Here is a 20,447-nt window from a genome sequence, read left to right as displayed (position 1 = left end):
GTCCCTACTCCCCGGCTCCGGGGAGCTGCCCGGCCGCGCCGGCGTCGAGCAGCCAGCGCGTGGCCTGCCGTCCGCGGACGCCCGCGGCCGGGATCTCGCTGCGGTCGGCGCCGCCCAGGGCCCGCGCCACCGCCTCCGCCTTGCCCTCCCCGGACACCAGCAGCCAGACCTCCTCGGCGGCGCTGATCGCGGAGAAGCCCAGGCTCACCCGGGTCGGCGGCGGCTTCGGGCAGTCGCGCACCGCCACCACCGGTCGTTCGTCGGCGACGGCGGGGGAGCCGGGGAAGATCGACGCCACGTGCCCCTCGGGGCCCATCCCCAGCAGCAGCACGTCGAAGCGCGGCAGCGGGCCGTCGGCGCCGGCGTCGCGGGCGGCGTCGGCCAGCGTCCCGGCGTACCACTCGGCCGCCTCCTCGGGCTCGGCGAAGCCGGCGTCGGAGGCGGGCATCGCGCGCACCCGGCCGGCCGGCACGCCGACCCGGTCGAGCAGCGCCTCGCGGGCGCCCTTCTCGTTGCGCTCGTCGTCGTCGGCGGGGACGAAGCGCTCGTCGCCCCACCAGACGTCGACGGCGGTCCAGTCCACGTCCTGACCGGGCGCGGGCTCCTGCGCCAGCTCCGCCACGTGCCGCAGCACCGCGGTGCCGACGCCGCCGCCGGTGAGCACGACCGACGCCGTCCCGTGCACCGCCTGGGCGGCGGCCAGCCGTGCCACCAGCGCCGAGGCCGCGGCCCGCGCCAGCATCTCGGCGTCGGGCTCGACCACGACGTCGGGCACCGGGCCCTCGGTGGTCTCCGCCAGCCGCTCGACGATCCGGTCGCCGGGGGTGAGGGTCACCGGACCGCCCCGGACTCGGCCTCGGGCTGCTCCGGCTGGTCCTCGGGCGCCGTCGGGTCGGGGACGTCGTGCTCGCCGTGCTCGGCCACCTCGTCGGCGCCCTCGGAGTCGGCGGGGACGGTCGGCGCCTCGCCGTGCGGGCTGCCGTCGCCGACCTGCGCGGCCGGGGCCGCGGCGCCGTGCGGCTCCGCCGGGTCGACCCAGACGTGTGAGCGCACCGAGGCGCGGCCGGCCAGCCCGCCGACGCCGGTGGTGACCTCCAGCGCCTCGGCGTAGGGCTCGTCGGGGTCCAGACGCCGCAGCTCCTCGCCGAGCAGGTCGCCCAGCGAGCGGTCGGGCAGCGCCATCGTGGCGTCGGAGCGGTAGGGCTGGCTGATCACCGCGCCGCCGCGGCGGTCGGCGTGCACCCGCACCTCCTCGTCCTGGTCGAGCTGCAGCACCACCGAGTCGATGCCGCTCGGACCCGAGTGACGGGCGGACGGCACGACCTCCAGCCGGGCGCCCGACCGCGACTCGACCCAGCCGGCCAGCAGCTGGGCGGTGGCCGCGCCCGGGTCGCCCTCGATCCGGCCGCCGAGCACCCGGATGGCGTCCCCGCGGCGGCCGTGGACCGAGTCCAGCGCCGAGGTGAGCGTGGCGCGCCAGCCGGTGGCGCGCGTCCAGGCCAGGTCGGTGTCACCCGGGGCGTAGTCCTGCGCCCGGGTGCGCAGCGCGGCGAGCTGGTCGGCCGCCGAGGCGCTGTCGGTGATCCGCCGGTCGGCGATCACGGCGAGGGCGTCGGTGGTCAGCCGCGACGGCGGGTCGCTGTGCCACCAGGTGACCACCGGGGCGTCGGCGGCCAGCAGCGGCAGCACGACCGACTCCGCGTGCAGCGCGAGCCGGCCGTACATGCGCATGACCACGGCCTCGCCGGGGCCCAGGCGCCCGCCGATCGTCACCTCGGCGTCCAGGCGGGGGACCGGCGCGTCGATCTGCCGGCGCACCACGACCAGGATCCGGCAGGGGTGCTGCTCGGACGCCCCGGCCGCGGCCTCCTCGGCCTCGGCGACCCGGGCCTCGTCGGCGACGACGACCAGGGTCAGCGCGACGCCGGAGAGCACCGCGCCGCCGGTCCGCCGCTGGGCGGCCAGCTCCTTCACCACGGCCGAGCCGGTGGTGTCCCACAGGGTCGTCACGGGGTTCCCTCCTGTCGGGTGCCGCTCACGGACGCCGCCACCGGCGGCCCTCGGCGGCGAGCATGTCGTCGGCCGCGCGCGGCCCCCACTCGCCGGCCCGGTAGGGCTCCGGTGTGGTCCCGGCCCAGAACTCCTCGAGCGGGTCGATGACCGCCCAGGAGGCCTCGACCTCGGCGTTGCGCGGGAACAGCGTGGCGTCGCCCAGCAGCACGTCGAGCAGCAGCCGCTCGTAGGCCTCGGGGCTGGTCTCGGTGAACTGCTCGCCGTAGAGGAAGTCCATGGACACGTCCCGGACCTCCATCACGCTGCCGGGCACCTTCGAGCCGAACTTGAGGGTCACGCCCTCGTCGGGCTGCACGCGCACGACGAGCTGGTTGTTGCCCAGCTCCTCGGTGTCGGTGTCGGCGAAGGGCAGGTGCGGGGCCCGCTTGAACACCAGCGCGATCTCGGTGACCCGGCGGGGCAGCCGCTTGCCGGTGCGCAGGTAGAACGGGACGCCGGCCCAGCGGCGGGTCTCCACGCCGAGGCGGACGGCGGCGTAGGTCTCGGTGAGCGACTCGTCGTCGACCCCCTCCTCCTGCCGGTAGCCCTTGGCCCGCTGCCCGGCCAGCCAGCCCTGCTCGTACTGGCCGCGCACGGCGAAGCGGCGCATGTCCTCCGGCAGCGACACCGCGCGCAGCACCTTGAGCTTCTCGGTGCGGATCTCGTCGGCGGAGAACTCGACCGGCTCCTCCATGGCGGTGAGCGCCAGGAGCTGGAGCAGGTGGTTCTGCAGCACGTCGCGGGCGGCGCCGGTCTTCTCGTAGAAGCCCGCACGGCCGCCGATGCCGACGTCCTCGGCCATGGTGATCTGCACCGAGTCGACGTGGTGGCCGTTCCAGACCGGCTCGAACAGCTCGTTGGCGAACCGCAGCGCCATCAGGTTCTGGACGGTCTCCTTGCCCAGGTAGTGGTCGATGCGGAAGACGTCCTCGGCGCTGAAGACCGAGTCGACCAGCTCGTTGAGCTCGCGGCTGGAGGCGAGGTCGGTGCCGAAGGGCTTCTCGACGACGACGCGGCGCCACCGGTCCGGCGTGCTCTCGGCCATGCCGGTGCGCTCCATCTGCTTGAGCACGACCGGGAACATCGCCGGCGGGATGGAGAGGTAGAACGCGGCGTTGCCGCCGATGCCGTGGCTGCTCTCGAGGTCGCCGAGCGCCGCGGCGAGCTCGTCGAAGGCGTTGTCGTCGTCGAAGGAGCCCTGCACGAAGCGGACGCTGCCCGCCAGCCGCTCCCACACCTCTTCCCGCCACGGGGTGCGGGCGGCGTTGCGGGCGGCGTCGCGGGCGAGCTCGGCGAAGTCCTGGTCGCCCCAGTCCCGGCGGGCGAAGCCGAGCAGGGCGAAGTTGGTGGGGAGCAGGCCGCGGTTGGCCAGGTCGTACACCGCGGGGAGCAGCTTCTTGCGGGCCAGGTCGCCGGTGATGCCGAAGACGACGAGCGCGCAGGGCTCCGGGACGCGGGGCAGCCGCCGGTCCCGCGGGTCGCGCAGCGGGTTGGGGATCATGTGCCCTCCTGTGGGGGACGCAGCCGCCCGGCCGGCACCGGTGTGCCGGCCGGGCGGACTGTCAGCCGAGCGCGTCGAAGGAGCGTGCGTCGAGGGGGTGCCGGGGCAGCAGCGTCACGCCTTGTCCTGGAGCTCGCTCTTCACCGAGGCGGTGAGCTCGTCCCAGGAGTCGACGAACTTCTGCACGCCCTCCTCCTCGAGGACGCGGAAGACGTCGTCGAGGTCCACGCCGGCGTCCGCGACGGACTTCATCACCGCGGCCGCGTCGTCGTAGGTCTGCTGCACCGGGGTGCCCGCGGCGCCGTGGTCGGCGTAGGCCTGCAGCGTCTTCTCCGGCATCGTGTTGACGGTGCCGGGGGCGATGAGCTCGCTGACGTAGAGGGTGTCCGGGAGGGACGGGTCCTTGACGCCGGTCGAGGCCCACAGCGGCCGCTGCGGGCGGGCGCCCTTGGCCTCCAGGGCCTTCCAGCGGTCGGAGGAGAAGACCTCCTCGTAGGCCTGGTAGGCCAGCTGGGCGTTGGCGAGCGCCGCCTTGCCCTTGAGCTGGTCGGCGCCGGCCTTCTCCAGCCGCTTGTCGATCTCGGTGTCCACGCGGGAGACGAAGAACGACGCGACCGAGGCGATCTCGGTCAGGTCGGCGTCGGCGTCGTCGGCCAGCCGCTGCTCCAGGCCGGAGAGGTAGGCGTCCATGACGGCGCGGTACCGCTCGAGGCTGAAGATGAGGGTGACGTTGACGCTGATGCCCCGGGCGATCGACGTCGTGATGGCCGCCAGGCCCGCCTCGGTGGCCGGGATCTTGATGAACAGGTTCGGCCGGTCGACGAGCCACCACAGGTGGGCCGCCTCCGCGGCCGTCGCGTCGGTGTCGTGGGCCAGGCCCGGCGCCACCTCCAGCGACACGCGGCCGTCGCCGGGCTGCCGCTGCGCGACCGGGGCGAGCAGGTCGCAGGCGTCGCGGACGTCGGCGGCGGTGATGGTCCGCAGCGCCTCCTCGACGCTGACCTTGCGCACGGCGAGGGCGTGCACCTGGTCGTCGTAGGAGTCCGACCCGCTGATCGCCGCGGCGAAGATCGTCGGGTTGGTGGTGACGCCGACGACGGAGCGCTCGTCGACCAGCGACTGCAGGTTGCCGCTGCGGATGCGGTCGCGCGAGAGGTCGTCGAGCCAGACGGCGACGCCCGCCTGCGACAGCTGCGCCAGGTTCTCGTTCTGTGCCATGTCAGTGCCTTCCGTTGGAACCGGGCCGGGGCCTCAGCGGTCGCCGGTGGGGTGGGGGAGCCCGCCGGTGGCTGCAACCGGGCCGGCGGGGACGGCGTTCCCGGAGCGGGCGGCCTCGATGCTCTCCCGGGCGGCGGCGACGACGGCCTCGTCGGTCAGGCCGAACTCCTCGTAGAGCACCGAGTAGGCGGCGCTGGCGCCGTAGTGGGTCAGGCCCACGATGCGGCCGGCGTCGCCGACGAACTCGCGCCAGCCCAGCGGCACGCCGGCCTCGACGCTGACGCGGGCGCGGACCGAGGGCGGGAGCACCTCGTCCTTGTACGCCTGGTCCTGGTCGGCGAACCACTCGACGCACGGCACGCTGACCACGCGGGTGGGGACCCCGTCGGCCTCCAGCCGCTCCCGGGCGGCGACGGCGATCTGCACCTCCGAGCCGGTGCCCAGCAGGATCACCTCGGGCTGCCCGTTCGAGGCGTCGGCCAGCACGTAGGCGCCGCGCGCGGCGCCCTCCGCGGAGGCGAACTCGCCGCGGTCGAACACCGGCAGGTTCTGCCGCGACAGCAGGATGCCGGCGGGCCGGTCGTTGTTCTCGAGGATCGTGCGCCAGGCGACCGAGACCTCGTTGGCGTCGGCCGGGCGGACGACGTCGAGGCCCGGGATCGCGCGCAGCGCGGCGAAGTGCTCGATCGGCTGGTGGGTCGGGCCGTCCTCGCCCAGGCCGATCGAGTCGTGCGTCCACACGTAGGTGACCGGCAGCTGCATGAGCGCGGCCAGGCGGACGGCGCCGCGCATGTAGTCGCTGAAGGTGAGGAACGTGCCGCCGTAGACGCGGGTGCCGCCGTGCAGCGCGATGCCGTTCATGATCGCGCCCATGGCGTGCTCGCGGACGCCGAAGTGCAGGGTGCGGCCGTAGGGGCCGCCGCTCCACATCTTGGTCTGGCGGTCGGCGGGCAGGAACGACGGCTCGCCCTCGACGGCGGTGTTGTTGCTCTCCGCGAGGTCGGCCGACCCACCCCACAGCTCCGGCAGCGCCGGGTAGAGCGCGGCGAGCACCTTGCCCGAGGCCTTGCGGGTGGCCACGCCCTTGGGGTCGGCGTCGAAGGTGGGCAGCACGTCGGCCCAGCCCTCGGGCAGTCGGCGCTCGCGCATGCGGGCCAGCAGGTCGGCGCCCTCCGGGTCGGCCTGCGCCCAGGCGTCGAAGCGCTGCTGCCACTCGGCGTGCGCCTGCCGGCCCTTCTCGACGACGGAGCGGGCGTGGGCGAGGACGTCGTCGTCGACCTGGAAGGTGCGCTCGGGGTCGAAGCCGAGGACCTCCTTGGTGGCGCGCACCTCGTCGTCGCCGAGCGCCGAGCCGTGGGAGGCGCCGGTGTTCTGCTTGTTCGGGGCGGGCCAGGCGATGATCGTCCGAAGCACGATGATCGACGGGCGCGAGGTCTCGGCCTTGGCCGCGGCGAACGCGGCGTCGATCGCGGCCAGGTCCTCGCCGTCGTCGACGCGCTGGACGTGCCAGCCGTAGGCCTCGTAGCGCTTGCCGACGTCCTCGGTGAAGGCGACGGTCGTGTCGTCCTCGATGGAGATCCGGTTGTCGTCGTAGACGAGGACCAGGTTGCCGAGCTGCTGGGTGCCGGCCAGCGACGAGGCCTCGCCGCTGACGCCCTCCTCCAGGTCGCCGTCGGAGGCGAAGGCCCAGATGGTGTGGTCGAACAGGCTCTCGCCCTCGGGGGCGTCGGGGTCGAGCAGGCCGCGCTCGCGGCGGGCGGCCATGGCCATGCCGACGGCGTTGCCCACGCCCTGGCCGAGCGGGCCGGTGGTGGTCTCGACGCCCGGGGTGTGGTTGACCTCCGGGTGGCCCGGGGTCTTCGAGCCCCAGGTGCGCAGCGCCTGCAGGTCCTCGACCTCCAGGCCGTAGCCGGACAGGAACAGCTGCACGTAGAGCGTCAGGCTGGAGTGGCCCATCGAGAGCACGAAGCGGTCGCGGGCGACCCAGTTCGGGTCGGTCGGGTCGTGCTGCAGCCACTTGTGGAAGAGCAGGTAGGCGGTGGGCGCCATGCTCATCGCGGTGCCGGGGTGGCCGTTGCCGACCTTCTGCACCGCGTCCATCGCGAGGACGCGCGCGGTGTCGATCGCCCGGCGGTCGAGGTCGCCGAGGTCCTCCGGCAGCGTGGGGTGCGGCTGGCGCGGGTCGCCGGTGGGCGCGTCGGTGGCGGCCTCGGCCGGGGCCTCGGACTCCGTGCTCCTGGTGTCGCTGCTCATGTCGGGCGCTGTCTCCTCGAGGATCGGCCGTTGCGGGGCCGTCCGGGGACCGGTGTCCCGTGCTCCCGGGCGGGCGACGCGGGCGCGGTGGTCGGCTGGGCCCGGGTGTCCCCGGGGCGGCGATGGCCCGAGACCCTCCGTCGTCGGCGACGGCCCTACCCGCTGTCCGCGCGGCGTCAACGTGATCAGACCCTAGTCATCCCGCCCGGTCCAGGGCGTGCCCGAGGGCTACAGTGGGTCCGTTCATCCACGGTTCGAAGGGACCCCCGTGCTGTCTTCGTGCCCGGTGGTGCCCTGCTGCCCGTGCGCGCACGCGGTCGAGGCCACCAGGTGACGGCGCTCGCCGAGCGACCGGCCGTCTCCGCCCGCCGGCTCTCCGGCCTGGTGGGTGCCTACGTCGCGCTGACCAAGCCCAAGCTCGTCGAGCTGCTGCTCGTCACCACGCTGCCGGCGATGATGATGGCCGCCGACGGCTGGCCGTCCTGGCGGCTCGTGGGCGCCACGATGGTCGGCGGGATGTTCGCCGCGGGCGCGGCCAACGTCGTCAACTGCTGGTACGACCGCGACATCGACCGGCTCATGTCGCGCACCGCGAACCGGCCCATCCCGTCGGGCGTGGTGTCGCCGCGGGCGGCGCTGGTGTTCGGCCTGGTGCTCGCCGCGGCGTCGCTGACCCTGCTCTGGGTGGCCACCACGCCGCTGGCCACCGCGCTGGCCGCCGTCGCGATCCTGGCCTACTCCGTCGTCTACACGATGGTGCTCAAGCGCCGGACCCGGCACAACACGGTGTTCGGGGCGTTCCCGGGCGCGGCGCCGGTGCTCATCGGCTGGGCCGCGGTGACCGGCTCGCTCGACTGGCCGGCGCTGGCCTTCTTCGCCGTCGTCTTCTGCTGGCAGATGCCGCACTTCTGGGCGCTGGCCAGCCGTTTCCGCGAGGACTACGCCCGCGCGGGCGTCCCGATGCTGTCGGTGGTCGCGGGGCCGGAGAGCGTCGGCCGGCAGTCGGTCGCGTGGGCCTGGGCGACCCTCGGTGCCACCCTGCTCATGGGGTCGATCACGCCGGTCCTCGACTGGGCCTTCGCCATCGGCGGCGGGCTGCTCGGCGCCTGGTACGTGGCCGAGTCCCACCAGTGGCTCGACCGCATCCGCGCCGGCGTGCCCGACCGGCCGATGAGGCTGTTCTCGGTGTCGATCACGCACATGACGCTGCTGTCGATCGCCATCGCCATCGACGTCCTCGTCTGACCTCCCGCTCCGCCGCGAGCCCGGACCCGCCTGGGGTCCGGGCTCGCCGGCCACCGGGGCGCCGTCGTGTCCCGGCTCGCGGCGCGTCGGAATCCGGTCACGAGCCGTGCCGCCGTGCCGGGGAGCGCGGCCACGACGGCGGCGGCGGCGCCCGCAGGCCCGGCGGGGGAGTAGACCGGCCCTCCGGTGCGCGGCGGTTCCGGGTGACGACCCGTCACCCCGCCGCGCCGCGGGGGACCGCCTCGGGAGAGGGACCACCGTGGGGACTCCACGACGCGTGATCGGTGCCGGCGCCGCACTGCTGCTCCTGGGGGTGGCCGCGCCCGGCGCGGCAGGCGCGGCACCGCCGGCTGCCACGGTCCGGCCCCAGCTGCTCGTGACGGGCCTGGACGGCGGCTCGGGCAGCGCCATCGGACCGGGCGGCGACCTGTACGTGACCGAACCCGTCTCCGGCGAGCTGACCCGCATCGACCGCCGCACCGGCGCGGCCACTCCGGTCGCGGACTGCCTGCCGCCCCTGCTGCCGGCCGTCGGCCCGGGCGGGGCGATGGACGTCGACTTCCTGGGCGGCACCGCCTACGTCCTGGTCACGCTCGTCGGCGCCGACCTCGGCGGGGACGACGTCGTCGGCCTGTACCGCGTCGACGGCCCGCACACCTGCACCGTCGTCGCCGACATCGGTACCTGGTCGCAGGCGAACCCACCGGAGGGCTTCGAGATCGAGGTCCCCACCGGCGTCCAGTACGCGATGGAGTCCTGGCACGGCGGCTTCCTCGTCACCGACGGACACCACAACCGGGTGCTGCACGTGACCCTCGACGGCGGGGTGAGGGAGGTCCTGGCCCTCGGCAACGTCGTCCCGACGGGCCTCGACGCCTCCGGGCACCGGGTCCTGCTCGCGCTGGCCGGGCCGGTCCCGCACCTGCCGGAGAACGGCCGGGTGGTCGCCTTCCGGCCGGGGGACGACGACGTCCGCGAGGTCGCCTCGGGTGCGCGGCTGCTGGTCGACGTCGAGCGCGGCCGGGGCGGCGTCCTCGCCCTGTCGCAGGGCGAGTTCACCGAGGGCAACATCGAGGGCTCACCGGCCGACCCGGACACCGGGCAGCTGCTGCGGGTCACCCGGGACGGCGGCCTCGCGCCGGTGGCCGGGCCGTTCGACCGACCGACGTCGATGGAGGTCGTCGGCCGGACCGCCTACGTCGTCACGCTGGACGGCGAGGTCTGGACCGCGCGCCTGCACGGCTGACGCCGGGGAGCGAAGTGCGCCGGGAGGTCGTCATCCGGGGTGCGGTGACGACCGCCCGGCGCTCCTCACCGGCCCGGCGGGTCGGCGGGCGGCGGCCCGCCGGCGGGCCGGGTCAGCGGGCGGCGGCTCAGCGGGCGGCGGGGACCTGGGTGGAGGGGGCGTCCAGCGGCTGCTCGCTGGCCGGGCCGCGGACCGACCAGACCAGCCGCGCCGTGAACACCGTGGTGAGCACCGCGCCGAGCATGTGCAGCAGCACGAGCGCCACCGGCAGGTGCGTGAAGTACTGGACGAAGCCGACGACGCCCTGCAGCAGCTGCACGACCAGCAGGTCGCGGGCGGCCCGGCGCACGCGGCCCGGGGCGTCGGTGGCGTACAGGGCCACGAGCAGGGCGATCGTCAGGCCGACGAGCAGGAAGACCGCGTCGGCGTGCAGCTGGCTCACGGTCTCCGGGTCGAAGCCCATCCGGTCGCCGGTCGGCACGTCGTCGTCGTCCACGTCGCCGCTGTGCGGCCCGGAGCCGGTGACGATCGTGCCGAGCACCAGCACGACGCCGGTCACCGCGGCGATCCCGCCGACCAGCAGGGCGAACGGGCGGCGCACCAGCGGCTGCCCCACGCCCGGCTCCCGGGAGCGCAGCCACAGCACCGTCGCCAGCGCCACGAGCACGGTCGACACGAGGAAGTGGACGGCGACCGTCCACGGGTTCAGCCCGGTCAGCACCGTGACGCCGCCGATGGCCGCCTGCACCGGGATGCCCAGGAAGGTGAGGACCGCCAGCGGGCGCAGGTCGCGCCGGACCGAGCGCCACACCGCGACCAGCGTGGCCACCGCGACGGCGGTCAGCACGAAGGTGAGCAGCCGGTTGCCGAACTCGATCAGGCCGTGGCCGGCCATCTCCGGCGTGGTGACGAAGCTCTCCTCGGTGCACCGCGGCCAGGTGGGGCAGCCGAGTCCCGAGCCGGTCAGCCGGACCACCCCGCCGGTGACGACGATCGCGCCGTTGGCGACCACGTTGGCCAGCGCCAGGCGGCTGATGACGGCGGGGGAGAACGAGCGGGGCAGGACCTGCACGGCCCGATGCTAGCCGCGCCGGGCGGGCCGCCCGGTTCGCTCAGGGCGGACCGGAGCGGGGAAGCGGCGGGCCCGCGTCCGCGCTGGACAGGACGCAGGCGGCGGGGACGCCGTCCTGGTGTCGGTGCGCCGGTACCGGTACCGCCTCCGCGGGTACCGGAGCCCCACCGACCTCCCCGACTCCCCTTGGACGTGAGGTATGACCAGCCCGTTCTTCCCGGGCCCCTACGGGAGCCCGTTCGACGACTTCTTCTCCCGGTACCTCGGCGGCGAGCAGCGCGCGCCGCGGCAGCGGGTCGACATCACGCAGTTCCTCAGCCAGCAGGCCCGCGAGCTGGTGAACGCCGCGGCGCACCAGGCCGTGGCCACCGGCAGCGCCGACCTCGACACCGAGCACCTGCTGTGGGCGATGACCGCCGACGAGAGCACCCGCACCCTGCTGGCGCGCTCGGGCACCGACCCCGACCGGCTGCGCGCCGCCCTCGACGAGCAGCTTCGCCGCGGCGAGCCCCTCGACGAGGCGCCCTCGCTCACCCCGGCCGCCAAGCGGGCGCTGCTCGACGCGCACCGCGTCTCGCGCGCCCTCGGCTCGACCTACATCGGCCCGGAGCACCTGCTGTTCGCCCTCGCGGTGAACCCGGAGTCGCCCGGCGGGCGGGTGCTGCGCGAGCGCGGCGTCACCCCCGAGGCGCTGCAGCAGGCGGCCACCGGCGGCGGCGCCCCCGGCGGCGGGCGGCCCGGCCAGGGCGGGGCGGGGCCGTCGGCACCGTCGAGCACCCCGACCCTCGACGAGTACGGCCGCGACCTCACCGCGATGGCCCGCAACGGCCAGATCGACCCGGTGATCGGCCGCGAGTCCGAGATCGAGCAGACCGTCGAGGTCCTCTCCCGGCGCCGCAAGAACAACCCGGTGCTCATCGGCGAGGCCGGCGTCGGCAAGACCGCGATCGTCGAGGGCATCGCCGCCCAGATCGTCGAGGGCGACGTGCCCGAGACGCTGCGTGGCAAGCGCCTCGTCGAGCTCGACCTCACCGGCCTGGTGGCCGGCACCCGCTACCGCGGCGACTTCGAGGAGCGGCTGAAGAAGGTCATGGACGAGATCCGCGAGCACTCCGACGAGGTGATCGTCTTCATCGACGAGCTGCACACCGTCGTCGGCGCGGGTGCGTCCGAGGGCTCCGGCGGCGCGGGCAACATGCTCAAGCCGGCCCTGGCCCGCGGCGAGCTGCACATCGTCGGCGCGACGACGCTCGACGAGTACCGGCGCAACATCGAGAAGGACGCCGCGCTCGAGCGCCGCTTCCAGCCGATCCTCGTGTCCGAGCCGACGGTCGAGGACACGGTGCAGATCCTCTGCGGCCTGCGGGACCGCTACGAGGCCCACCACCAGGTGCGCTTCACCGACGACGCCGTCCGGGCCGCCGTCGAGCTGTCCGACCGCTACGTGACCGACCGGCACCTGCCGGACAAGGCGATCGACCTCATCGACCAGGCTGGAGCCCGGGTGCGCCGGCGGGTGAAGACCCCGCCGACCGACCTGCGCGGCCTCGAGCAGGAGGTCGACCGGCTGCAGCGGGAGAAGGACCAGGCGGTCGCGGCCGAGCAGTACGAGCGCGCCTCCGAGCTGCGCGACCAGCTCACGGCGGCGCAGGCCCGCCTCGAGGAGGCGCGCGGCGGCGGCCGGCCCGGGGTGCCCGAGGTCGGCGTCGACGACATCGCCGAGGTCGTCTCGCGGCAGACCGGCATCCCGGTCGCCCAGCTGACCCAGGAGGAGATGCAGCGGCTGCTGGCCCTGGAGGAGCACCTGCACCAGCGGGTGGTCGGCCAGGACGACGCCGTGTCCGTCGTCTCCGAGGCGGTCCGGCGCTCCCGCGTCGGCCTCGGAGACCCCGACCGGCCGATCGGCAGCTTCCTGTTCCTCGGCCCCACCGGCGTCGGCAAGACCGAGCTGGCCCGGGCCCTGGCCGAGGCGCTGTTCGGCGACGAGGACCGGATGGTCCGGCTGGACATGAGCGAGTTCCAGGAGCGGCACACCGTCAGCCGCCTGGTCGGCTCCCCGCCCGGCTACGTCGGCTACGAGGACGCCGGCCAGCTCACCGAGGCGGTCCGCCGCCGGCCCTACTCGGTGGTGCTGCTCGACGAGATCGAGAAGGCGCACCCCGACGTCTTCAACACCCTGCTGCAGGTGCTCGACGACGGCCGGCTCACCGACTCCCAGGGCCGCACGGTCGACTTCACGAACACCGTGCTGGTGATGACCAGCAACCTGGGGTCGGAGCTGATCCAGGGCCGCAACGCCCCGCTCGGCTTCGGCACCGGGGACGCCGCGGCGGCCGACGCCGGGCTGCGCGAGCGGCTCATGCGGCGGCTGCGGGAGTCCTTCCGGCCGGAGTTCCTCAACCGGATCGACGAGATCGTGGTCTTCCAGCAGCTGGAGAGCGAGCAGCTGCAGCAGATCACCCGGCTGCTGCTCGACGAGACGCGGCGCCGGCTGGCGGCCCAGGACATCACGGTGGAGTTCACCGACGACGCCGTCGCCTGGCTCGCCGACCGCGGGTACGAGCCGCAGTTCGGCGCCCGCCCGCTGCGCCGGGCCATCCAGCGGGAGGTCGACAACGCCCTCGCCCGGCTGCTGCTCGACGGCCGCGTCGGCCCCGGCCGGACCGTCGTCGTCGACGCCCGGGACGGCGCGCTCGACCTCCGCGTCGAGGAGGAGGCCGTCCCGGCCGGCCAGGCCTGACGACCCGCTGGTGATCTGCCTCACCCGGCCCCTGACCTGCGCGGTCAGGGGCCGGGTGACTTAGGGCGGCCTTCCTTGCGGGCGTCCGGAAATAGGACACAATCGTGTTGTGGAAACCAGCGCGGGACAGGCGGGGGCGGTGCGGGCCGACGACGTCCGCACCCGTGACCGCGTGACCGCGCTGCTGCTCGAGCACGGTCCGCAGACAGCGAGCGAGCTGGCCGCGCGGCTGGGCGTGAGCCCCGCCGCCGTCCGCCGTCACCTCGACGCGCTCGCCGCCCGCGGGGGCGTGGAGGAGCGGGCGGCGCCCGGCACGCAGCGGGGGAGGGGCCGGCCCGCCCGGCGCTTCCACCTCACCGACGCCGGCCGCTCGGGCTTCGCGCACGCCTACGACGACCTGGCGCTCACCGCGCTGCGGTACGTCGCCGCCTCGGGCGGGCCCGACGCCGTCCGCGCCGTGGCCGAGGCGCAGCTCGCGGGCCTGGAGCGGCGGGCCTCCGACGCCGTCGCCCGCACCAGCGGGGCGCCGGTCGAGCGGGCCCGGGCCCTGGCCGGGGCGCTGACCGCCGAGGGCTACGCTGCCTCGGCCTCCGCGATCGCCAGCGGCGGGCAGCTGTGCCAGCACCACTGCCCGGTGGCGCACGTGGCCGCGGAGTTCCCGCAGCTGTGCGAGGCCGAGACCGCGGTGATCGGCCGGCTCGTGGGTACCCACGTGCAGCGGCTGGCGACGATCGCCCACGGCGACGGCGTCTGCACCACCCACATCCCCGGGCCGCCCCGCGGCGTCCGGGACCACACCCGCGCGGGGAACAGATCGACCCCCGCGAGCCCTGTACCCGGTGAGCGAGCAGCGCGGGTCCCGCGCACCGCCCCGTCCACCAGCACCGCACGCAGCACCCCCACGAGCGACCGGGAGAGGACGCCCGCATGACCAGCACCCAGCAGCCGGTGACCGGCACGCCGCTGACGCAGGACGAGCAGATCGAGCAGCTCGGCCGCTACCAGTACGGCTGGGCCGACGCCGACGTCGCCGGGGCCTCCGCCCGCCGCGGCCTGGACGAGGACGTCGTCCGGGACATCTCGGCGCGCAAGAACGAGCCCGAGTGGATGCTCGAGCGCCGCCTCAAGGCGCTCAAGCTCTTCGACCGCAAGCCGATGCCCGACTGGGGCTCGGACCTGTCGGGGATCGACTTCCAGAACATCAAGTACTTCGTGCGCTCGACCGAGGCCCAGGCGACCTCGTGGGACGAGCTGCCCGAGGACATCAAGAACACCTACGACAAGCTGGGCATCCCCGAGGCGGAGAAGCAGCGGCTGATCGCCGGCGTCGCGGCCCAGTACGAGTCCGAGGTCGTCTACCACAAGATCCGCGAGGACCTCGAGGAGCAGGGCGTCCTCTTCCTGGACACCGACACCGCCCTCAAGGAGCACGAGGACCTCTTCAAGGAGTACTTCGGCTCGGTCATCCCGTCCGGCGACAACAAGTTCGCCGCGCTGAACACCGCGACCTGGTCCGGTGGCTCGTTCATCTACGTGCCGAAGGGCGTGCACGTCGAGATCCCGCTGCAGGCCTACTTCCGGATCAACACCGAGAACATGGGCCAGTTCGAGCGGACGCTGATCATCGTCGACGAGGGCGCCTACGTGCACTACGTCGAGGGCTGCACCGCGCCGATCTACAAGTCGGACTCGCTGCACTCCGCGGTCGTCGAGATCATCGTCAAGAAGAACGCGCGCTGCCGGTACACGACCATCCAGAACTGGTCGAACAACGTCTACAACCTGGTCACCAAGCGGGCGATCGCCCACGAGGGCGCGACCATGGAGTGGATCGACGGCAACCTCGGCTCCAAGGTCACCATGAAGTACCCGGCCGTCTGGATGACCGGCGAGCACGCCAAGGGCGAGGTCCTGTCCATCGCCTTCGCGGGCGAGGGCCAGCACCAGGACGCCGGCGCCAAGATGGTGCACGCGGCCCCGAACACCTCCTCGACCATCGTGTCGAAGTCGGTGGCCCGCGGCGGCGGCCGCACCTCCTACCGCGGCCTCGTGCAGATCGACGAGGGCGCCCACGGCTCGAAGTCGACGGTCAAGTGCGACGCGCTGCTCGTCGACACCATCAGCCGGTCGGACACCTACCCCTACGTCGACGTCCGCGAGGACGACGTCGCCATGGGCCACGAGGCGACCGTCTCCCGGGTCAGCGAGGACCAGCTCTTCTACCTGATGAGCCGCGGCCTGTCCGAGGACGAGGCGATGGCGATGGTCGTGCGCGGCTTCGTCGAGCCGATCGCCCGCGAGCTGCCCATGGAGTACGCCCTCGAGCTCAACCGGCTCATCGAGCTGCAGATGGAAGGTGCCGTCGGCTGATGACCGACCCGAACACCCCCAGCACCACCGGTCTGACCACGGAGTCCGCCACCCTCGCCGGCGAGCTGTTCGGCGAGGGGGTGGGCACCCAGGCGGGCCCGCCTGCGGTCCCCGCGGCCGGCACCGGCACCGCCGGGCAGGCCGCCCCCGGGGCGCACTCGCACGGCGGCACCACCCCGACCGGCTCGCCGGCCGAGCGCTTCACCTCGACCGACCCCGACGCCTTCGGCGCGGTCACCGGCCGCGAGGAGGAGTGGCGGTTCACCCCGATGCGCCGCGTCCGCGCGCTGCTCGACGGCGCCGCGTCCGACGCGCACCTGGCCTGGACGACCGACCTGCCCGAGGGCGCCGAGCTCACCAGCGTCGACGCCGACGACCCGCTGCTCAAGGGCCTGCCCGAGCCGGTCGACCGGCTCGCCGCGCTCGCCCGCCAGCGCAGCGGTGGTGCCGCGGTGGTCCGGGTGGCCGCCGAGGCGCAGCTCGACCGCCCGCTCACCCTGGGCCTGGCCGGCACCGGGAGCCCGGACGACCTGGGTGACGTCGTGTGGGGCCAGCTCGTCGTCGAGGTCGGCGCGTTCGCGAAGGCGACCGTCGTCCTCGACCACACGGGCCTCGCCCGCTACGCCGGCGGCGTGTCCGTGCTCGTCGGCGACGGCGCGCAGGTGACCGTCGTGTCCGTGCAGGACTGGGCGCCCGGCGCGGTGCACGGCGGCCAGTTCGACGCCGTCGTCGGCCGCGACGCGAGCTACAAGCAGGTCGTGGTCACCCTCGGCGGCGACCTCGTCCGGCTGGTCAGCAACGTGCAGTACGCCGGTCCCGGCGGCACCGCGGAGCTCTTCGGCGTCTACTTCTCCGACGAGACGCAGCACCAGGAGCACCGGCTCTGGGTCGACCACGCCGTCCCGAACTGCACCAGCAACGTGCTCTACAAGGGCGCGCTGCAGGGCGAGGGCGCGCGCACGGTGTGGGTCGGGGACGTCCGGATCCGCCCGGCCGCCACCGGCACCGACACCTACGAGCTCAACCGCAACCTGGTGCTCACCGACGGCGCCCGCGCCGACTCGGTGCCCAACCTGGAGATCGAGACCGGCGAGATCGTCGGCGCCGGCCACGCCAGCGCCACCGGCCGGTTCGACGACGAGCAGCTGTTCTACCTCTGCTCGCGCGGCATCGACGCCGAGACCGCCCGCCGCCTGGTCGTGCGCGGCTTCTTCGCCGACGTCGTCCAGCACATCGGCGTCGACGCGCTGCAGGACCGGCTCATGCGCTCCATCGAGACGCGCCTGGGCGCCCTGCCCGGCCTCGACGAGCAGCCGGTCGAGGTGGCCTGACCGATGGCGTTCGAGCGGGTCTGCGGCCTCTCCGAGGTCCCCGAGGACGGCGCGCTGCGCGTCGAGCTCGCCGACGTCGACGTCGCCGTCGTCCGGTTCGAGGGGCAGGTCTACGCGCTGCAGGACCTCTGCTCCCACGCCGAGGTGCCCCTGTCCGAGGGCGACGTCGAGACCTTCGACGGCGCCCCCACGATCGAGTGCTGGCTGCACGGGTCCTGCTTCGACCTGCGCACCGGCGAGCCCACCAACCTGCCGGCCACCGAGCCGGTCGACGTCTACCCGGTGCGCGTGGAGGGGGAGGACGTGCTCGTCGACATCGACGCCGACGGCCGCCTGCCCCTGGCGTCCGGCAACTGAGGAGCGAGAGAAGAAGTGTCGGTTCTGGAGATCCGCGACCTGCACGTCACGGTCGGTGAGGGCGACGACGTCAAGGAGATCCTCCGCGGCGTCGACCTGACCGTCCGGTCGGGCGAGACCCACGCGATCATGGGCCCCAACGGGTCGGGCAAGTCCACGCTCGCCTACTCGATCGCCGGGCACCCGAAGTACACGATCACCGGCGGCACGGTGACCCTCGACGGCGAGGACGTCCTCGCGATGAGCGTCGACGAGCGCGCCCGCGCCGGCCTGTTCCTGGCCATGCAGTACCCGGTCGAGGTCCCCGGCGTCTCGGTGTCGAACTTCCTGCGCACCGCCGCCACCGCCGTCAAGGGCGAGGCGCCGAAGCTGCGCACCTGGGTCAAGGACGTCCGCGAGGAGATGTCGGCCCTGGAGATGGACCCGGCGTTCGCCGAGCGCAACGTCAACGAGGGCTTCTCCGGCGGTGAGAAGAAGCGCCACGAGATCCTGCAGATGCGGCTGCTCAAGCCGAAGATGGCGATCCTCGACGAGACCGACTCCGGCCTCGACGTCGACGCCCTGCGCGTCGTCTCCGAGGGCGTCAACCGCACCCGCGCCGAGGGCGAGGTCGGCGTCCTGCTGATCACGCACTACACGCGGATCCTGCGCTACATCCAGCCGGACTTCGTGCACGTGTTCGTGGGCGGCCGCGTCGTCGACGAGGGCGGCAAGGAGCTGGCCGACAAGCTCGAGGCCGAGGGTTACGCGGCCTACGTGAAGGACTCGAAGGAGACCGCGAAGGCATGACCCAGACCGTCTCGCGTCCCGGTGCCGGGGCGCACACGCCCCTGCCACTGGACGTCGAGGCGATCCGGGCGGACTTCCCGATCCTGTCGCGCACCGTGCGCGACGGGAAGCGGCTGGTCTACCTCGACTCCGGGGCCACCTCGCAGAAGCCCCGCAGCGTCCTCGACGCCGAGCGGGACTTCTACGAGAACCACAACGCCGCCCCGCACCGCGGCGCCCACCAGCTCGCCGAGGAGGCCACCGGCCTCTACGAGGCGGCCCGGGCGAAGATCGCCGGGTTCATCGGTGCCGCCGTCGAGGAGGTCGTGTTCACCCGCAACACGACCGACGCGGTCAACACCGTCGCGTACGCACTGTCCAACGCCGCCACGGCCAAGGAGCCGTCCTTCCGCCGGTACGCCGTCGGCCAGGGCGACGAGATCGTCGTGACCGAGATGGAGCACCACGCGAACCTGGTGCCCTGGCAGCAGCTGTGCGAGCGCACCGGCGCCACCCTGCGGTGGCTCGGGCTCACCGACGACGGCCGGCTCGACCTCTCCGACCTCGACACCGTGGTCACCGAGCGGACCAAGCTGGTCGCGGTCACCCAGCAGTCGAACATCCTCGGCACGATCAACCCGCTCGAGCCGATCGCGGCCCGGGCGCGGGAGGTCGGCGCGCTGGTGCTGGTCGACGGCGCCCAGTCGGTGCCGCACCAGCCGGTCGACGTCGCCGCGCTCGGCGCGGACTTCCTCGTGTTCTCCGGCCACAAGATGCTCGGGCCCACCGGCGTCGGCGTGCTGTGGGGCCGCTACGACGTCCTCGACGCGCTGCCGCCGTTCATGACGGGCGGCTCGATGATCGAGGTCGTGCGGATGGAGGGCAGCACCTTCATGCCGCCGCCGCAGCGCTTCGAGGCCGGCGTCCCGATGACCGCGCAGGTCGTGGGCCTCGGTGCCGCCGTCGACTACCTGCAGGCGCTCGGCATGGACAAGGTGCAGGCGCACGAGGAGGCGCTCACCGCCTACGCCCTCGAGCAGCTGCAGGCGATCCCGGGCGTCACGGTGATCGGCCCGCCGGACACCGTCGCCCGCGGCGGCGCGGTCTCCTTCACCGTGGAGGGCATCCACCCGCACGACGTCGGCCAGGTCCTCGACGACCTCGGCATCGCCGTCCGGGTGGGCCACCACTGCGCGTGGCCGGTCGTCCGCCGCTACGGCGTGCCGGCCACCACCCGGGCCACCTTCTACGTGCACACCGGCTACGACGACGTCGACGCGCTCGTGGAAGGTGTGCGGGCCGCGCAGCGTTTCTTCGGAGTGACGCCGGAGGAGGCAACCGCCTGATGCAGCTGCAGTCGATGTACCAGGACATCATCCTGGACCACTACCGGAACCCCCACGGGCGCGGGCTGCGCGACCCGTTCGAGGCCGAGGTGCACCACGTCAACCCGACCTGCGGGGACGAGGTGACGCTGCGGGTGCACCTCGACGGCGAGACGATCGCCGACGTGTCCTACGAGGGCATGGGCTGCTCGATCAGCCAGGCCTCGGTCTCGGCGATGTACGACCTCGTCGTCGGCCGGTCGGTCACCGACGCACTCGCCACCGGCGACTCGTTCATGACGCTCATGCAGTCCAAGGGCGACACCACCGTGGCCGAGGGCCTGGAGGACGAGCTCGAGGACGCGATCGCCTTCGCCGGGGTGTCGAAGTACCCCGCCCGCATCAAGTGCGCCCTGATGAGCTGGATGGCCCTCAAGGACGCCTCGGCCCGCGCGCTGGCCGCGACCCCCGCTGGAGGACAGGCATGAGCGAGACCACCGAGCCCACCACCGGGCTCCCCACCGAGCCCGCCGCCGGATCCACCGCCGACGCGACCCCGGAGCTGCCGCCGTACAAGTCGGCGCTGCTGGAGGACGTCGAGGAGGCCATGCGCGATGTCGTCGACCCCGAGCTGGGTGTGAACGTCGTCGACCTGGGCCTCGTCTACGGCATCGACGTCGACGACGACAACGTGGCGATCCTGGACATGACGCTGACCTCGGCGGCCTGCCCGCTGACCGACGTCATCGAGGACCAGGCGCGCCAGGCGCTCACCGGCGGCCCCGGCCCCGGCCTCGTCGACGACATCCGGATCAACTGGGTCTGGATGCCGCCGTGGGGCCCGGACAAGATCACCGACGACGGGCGCGAGCAGCTGCGCGCGCTCGGCTTCCGGGTCTGAACGGCAGCCTCGCCGATCTCCTCACTCGTCTCGCCGGCGGGGACGACCCGCCGGCCGACGCGAGCGTC

17 protein-coding genes are annotated in these 20,447 nt (G+C 73.9%); 11 read left to right on the top strand and 6 right to left on the bottom strand.

Going from position 1 to position 20,447, the window contains the following annotated elements:
• Positions 1-4 precede the first annotated feature (4 nt).
• The 5 genes from pgl to tkt all read right to left on the bottom strand — a co-directional run bounded on the left by pgl (position 5) and on the right by tkt (position 7,024).
• The gene (pgl, locus tag WA616_RS04040) at positions 5-835 is read right to left on the bottom strand and encodes a 6-phosphogluconolactonase (protein WP_336027495.1); all 831 of its coding nucleotides are present in this window, start codon (positions 833-835) and stop codon (positions 5-7) included.
• Positions 832-2,010 carry a glucose-6-phosphate dehydrogenase assembly protein OpcA gene (locus WA616_RS04035; protein WP_336027492.1) on the bottom strand — a complete coding sequence of 393 codons (1,179 nt, stop codon included), beginning with the start codon at positions 2,008-2,010 and terminating at the stop codon, positions 832-834. The genes pgl and WA616_RS04035 overlap by 4 nt, the downstream gene beginning before the upstream one ends.
• Before the next feature lie 25 nt (positions 2,011-2,035).
• Positions 2,036-3,553, bottom strand: a complete 1,518-nt coding sequence (gene zwf, locus WA616_RS04030) for a glucose-6-phosphate dehydrogenase (protein ID WP_336027491.1) — start codon at positions 3,551-3,553, stop codon at positions 2,036-2,038.
• 114 nt (positions 3,554-3,667) lie between these two features.
• On the bottom strand, positions 3,668-4,771 hold the full coding sequence (tal, locus tag WA616_RS04025) for a transaldolase (RefSeq protein WP_336027488.1): 1,104 nt from the start codon (positions 4,769-4,771) through the stop codon (positions 3,668-3,670).
• 33 nt (positions 4,772-4,804) lie between these two features.
• The gene (gene tkt, locus WA616_RS04020; protein WP_336027486.1) at positions 4,805-7,024 is read right to left on the bottom strand and encodes a transketolase; all 2,220 of its coding nucleotides are present in this window, start codon (positions 7,022-7,024) and stop codon (positions 4,805-4,807) included.
• Between the two features lie 303 nt (positions 7,025-7,327).
• Between tkt and WA616_RS04015 the strand changes: the two genes are divergently transcribed.
• Both WA616_RS04015 and WA616_RS04010 read left to right on the top strand, forming a co-directional pair.
• The gene (locus WA616_RS04015) at positions 7,328-8,269 is read left to right on the top strand and encodes a heme o synthase (protein WP_336027485.1); all 942 of its coding nucleotides are present in this window, start codon (positions 7,328-7,330) and stop codon (positions 8,267-8,269) included.
• A gap of 259 nt (positions 8,270-8,528) precedes the next feature.
• Positions 8,529-9,515, top strand: coding sequence for a ScyD/ScyE family protein (locus WA616_RS04010; protein ID WP_336027483.1), 987 nt, complete (start codon positions 8,529-8,531; stop codon positions 9,513-9,515).
• A gap of 127 nt (positions 9,516-9,642) precedes the next feature.
• Here WA616_RS04010 and WA616_RS04005 read toward each other — a convergent pair whose 3' ends face one another.
• Positions 9,643-10,587, bottom strand: coding sequence for a COX15/CtaA family protein (locus WA616_RS04005; protein ID WP_336027480.1), 945 nt, complete (start codon positions 10,585-10,587; stop codon positions 9,643-9,645).
• A gap of 199 nt (positions 10,588-10,786) precedes the next feature.
• Between WA616_RS04005 and WA616_RS04000 the strand changes: the two genes are divergently transcribed.
• The 9 genes from WA616_RS04000 to WA616_RS03960 all read left to right on the top strand — a co-directional run bounded on the left by WA616_RS04000 (position 10,787) and on the right by WA616_RS03960 (position 20,379).
• Positions 10,787-13,327 carry an ATP-dependent Clp protease ATP-binding subunit gene (locus WA616_RS04000; RefSeq protein ID WP_336027478.1) on the top strand — a complete coding sequence of 847 codons (2,541 nt, stop codon included), beginning with the start codon at positions 10,787-10,789 and terminating at the stop codon, positions 13,325-13,327.
• Positions 13,328-13,436: 109 nt separating this feature from the next.
• Positions 13,437-14,258 (top strand): helix-turn-helix transcriptional regulator, encoded by an 822-nt coding sequence (locus WA616_RS03995; RefSeq protein ID WP_336027476.1) that lies wholly within the window; start codon positions 13,437-13,439, stop codon positions 14,256-14,258.
• Complete coding sequence (sufB, locus tag WA616_RS03990) at positions 14,255-15,697, top strand: Fe-S cluster assembly protein SufB (protein WP_073420267.1); 1,443 nt, start codon at positions 14,255-14,257, stop codon at positions 15,695-15,697. The genes WA616_RS03995 and sufB overlap by 4 nt, the downstream gene beginning before the upstream one ends.
• Positions 15,697-17,028, top strand: a complete 1,332-nt coding sequence (gene sufD / locus WA616_RS03985) for a Fe-S cluster assembly protein SufD (RefSeq protein WP_336027473.1) — start codon at positions 15,697-15,699, stop codon at positions 17,026-17,028. The genes sufB and sufD overlap by 1 nt, the downstream gene beginning before the upstream one ends.
• Before the next feature lie 3 nt (positions 17,029-17,031).
• Positions 17,032-17,385: a non-heme iron oxygenase ferredoxin subunit gene (locus WA616_RS03980; RefSeq protein WP_073420266.1), complete on the top strand. Its 354-nt coding sequence runs from the start codon at positions 17,032-17,034 to the stop codon at positions 17,383-17,385.
• Positions 17,386-17,400: 15 nt separating this feature from the next.
• Complete coding sequence (gene sufC / locus WA616_RS03975) at positions 17,401-18,174, top strand: Fe-S cluster assembly ATPase SufC (RefSeq protein ID WP_336027469.1); 774 nt, start codon at positions 17,401-17,403, stop codon at positions 18,172-18,174.
• A complete protein-coding gene (locus WA616_RS03970) occupies positions 18,171-19,499 on the top strand; it encodes a cysteine desulfurase (protein ID WP_336027467.1) in 1,329 nt (442 codons plus the stop codon). Before sufC ends, WA616_RS03970 begins: the two co-directional genes overlap by 4 nt.
• Positions 19,499-19,966 (top strand): Fe-S cluster assembly sulfur transfer protein SufU, encoded by a 468-nt coding sequence (gene sufU, locus WA616_RS03965; RefSeq protein ID WP_073420263.1) that lies wholly within the window; start codon positions 19,499-19,501, stop codon positions 19,964-19,966. Before WA616_RS03970 ends, sufU begins: the two co-directional genes overlap by 1 nt.
• Entirely contained in the window at positions 19,963-20,379 is a 417-nt protein-coding gene (locus WA616_RS03960) for a metal-sulfur cluster assembly factor (RefSeq protein ID WP_073420262.1), read from the top strand. Before sufU ends, WA616_RS03960 begins: the two co-directional genes overlap by 4 nt.
• Positions 20,380-20,447 lie beyond the last annotated feature (68 nt).

The organism is Geodermatophilus sp. FMUSA9-8 (assembly GCF_037034165.1).
GTDB classification, from domain to species: domain Bacteria; phylum Actinomycetota; class Actinomycetes; order Mycobacteriales; family Geodermatophilaceae; genus Geodermatophilus; species Geodermatophilus nigrescens.
The sequence above is the reverse complement of the archived record's forward strand: the minus strand, read 5'-3'. Positions and strand labels throughout refer to the sequence as shown.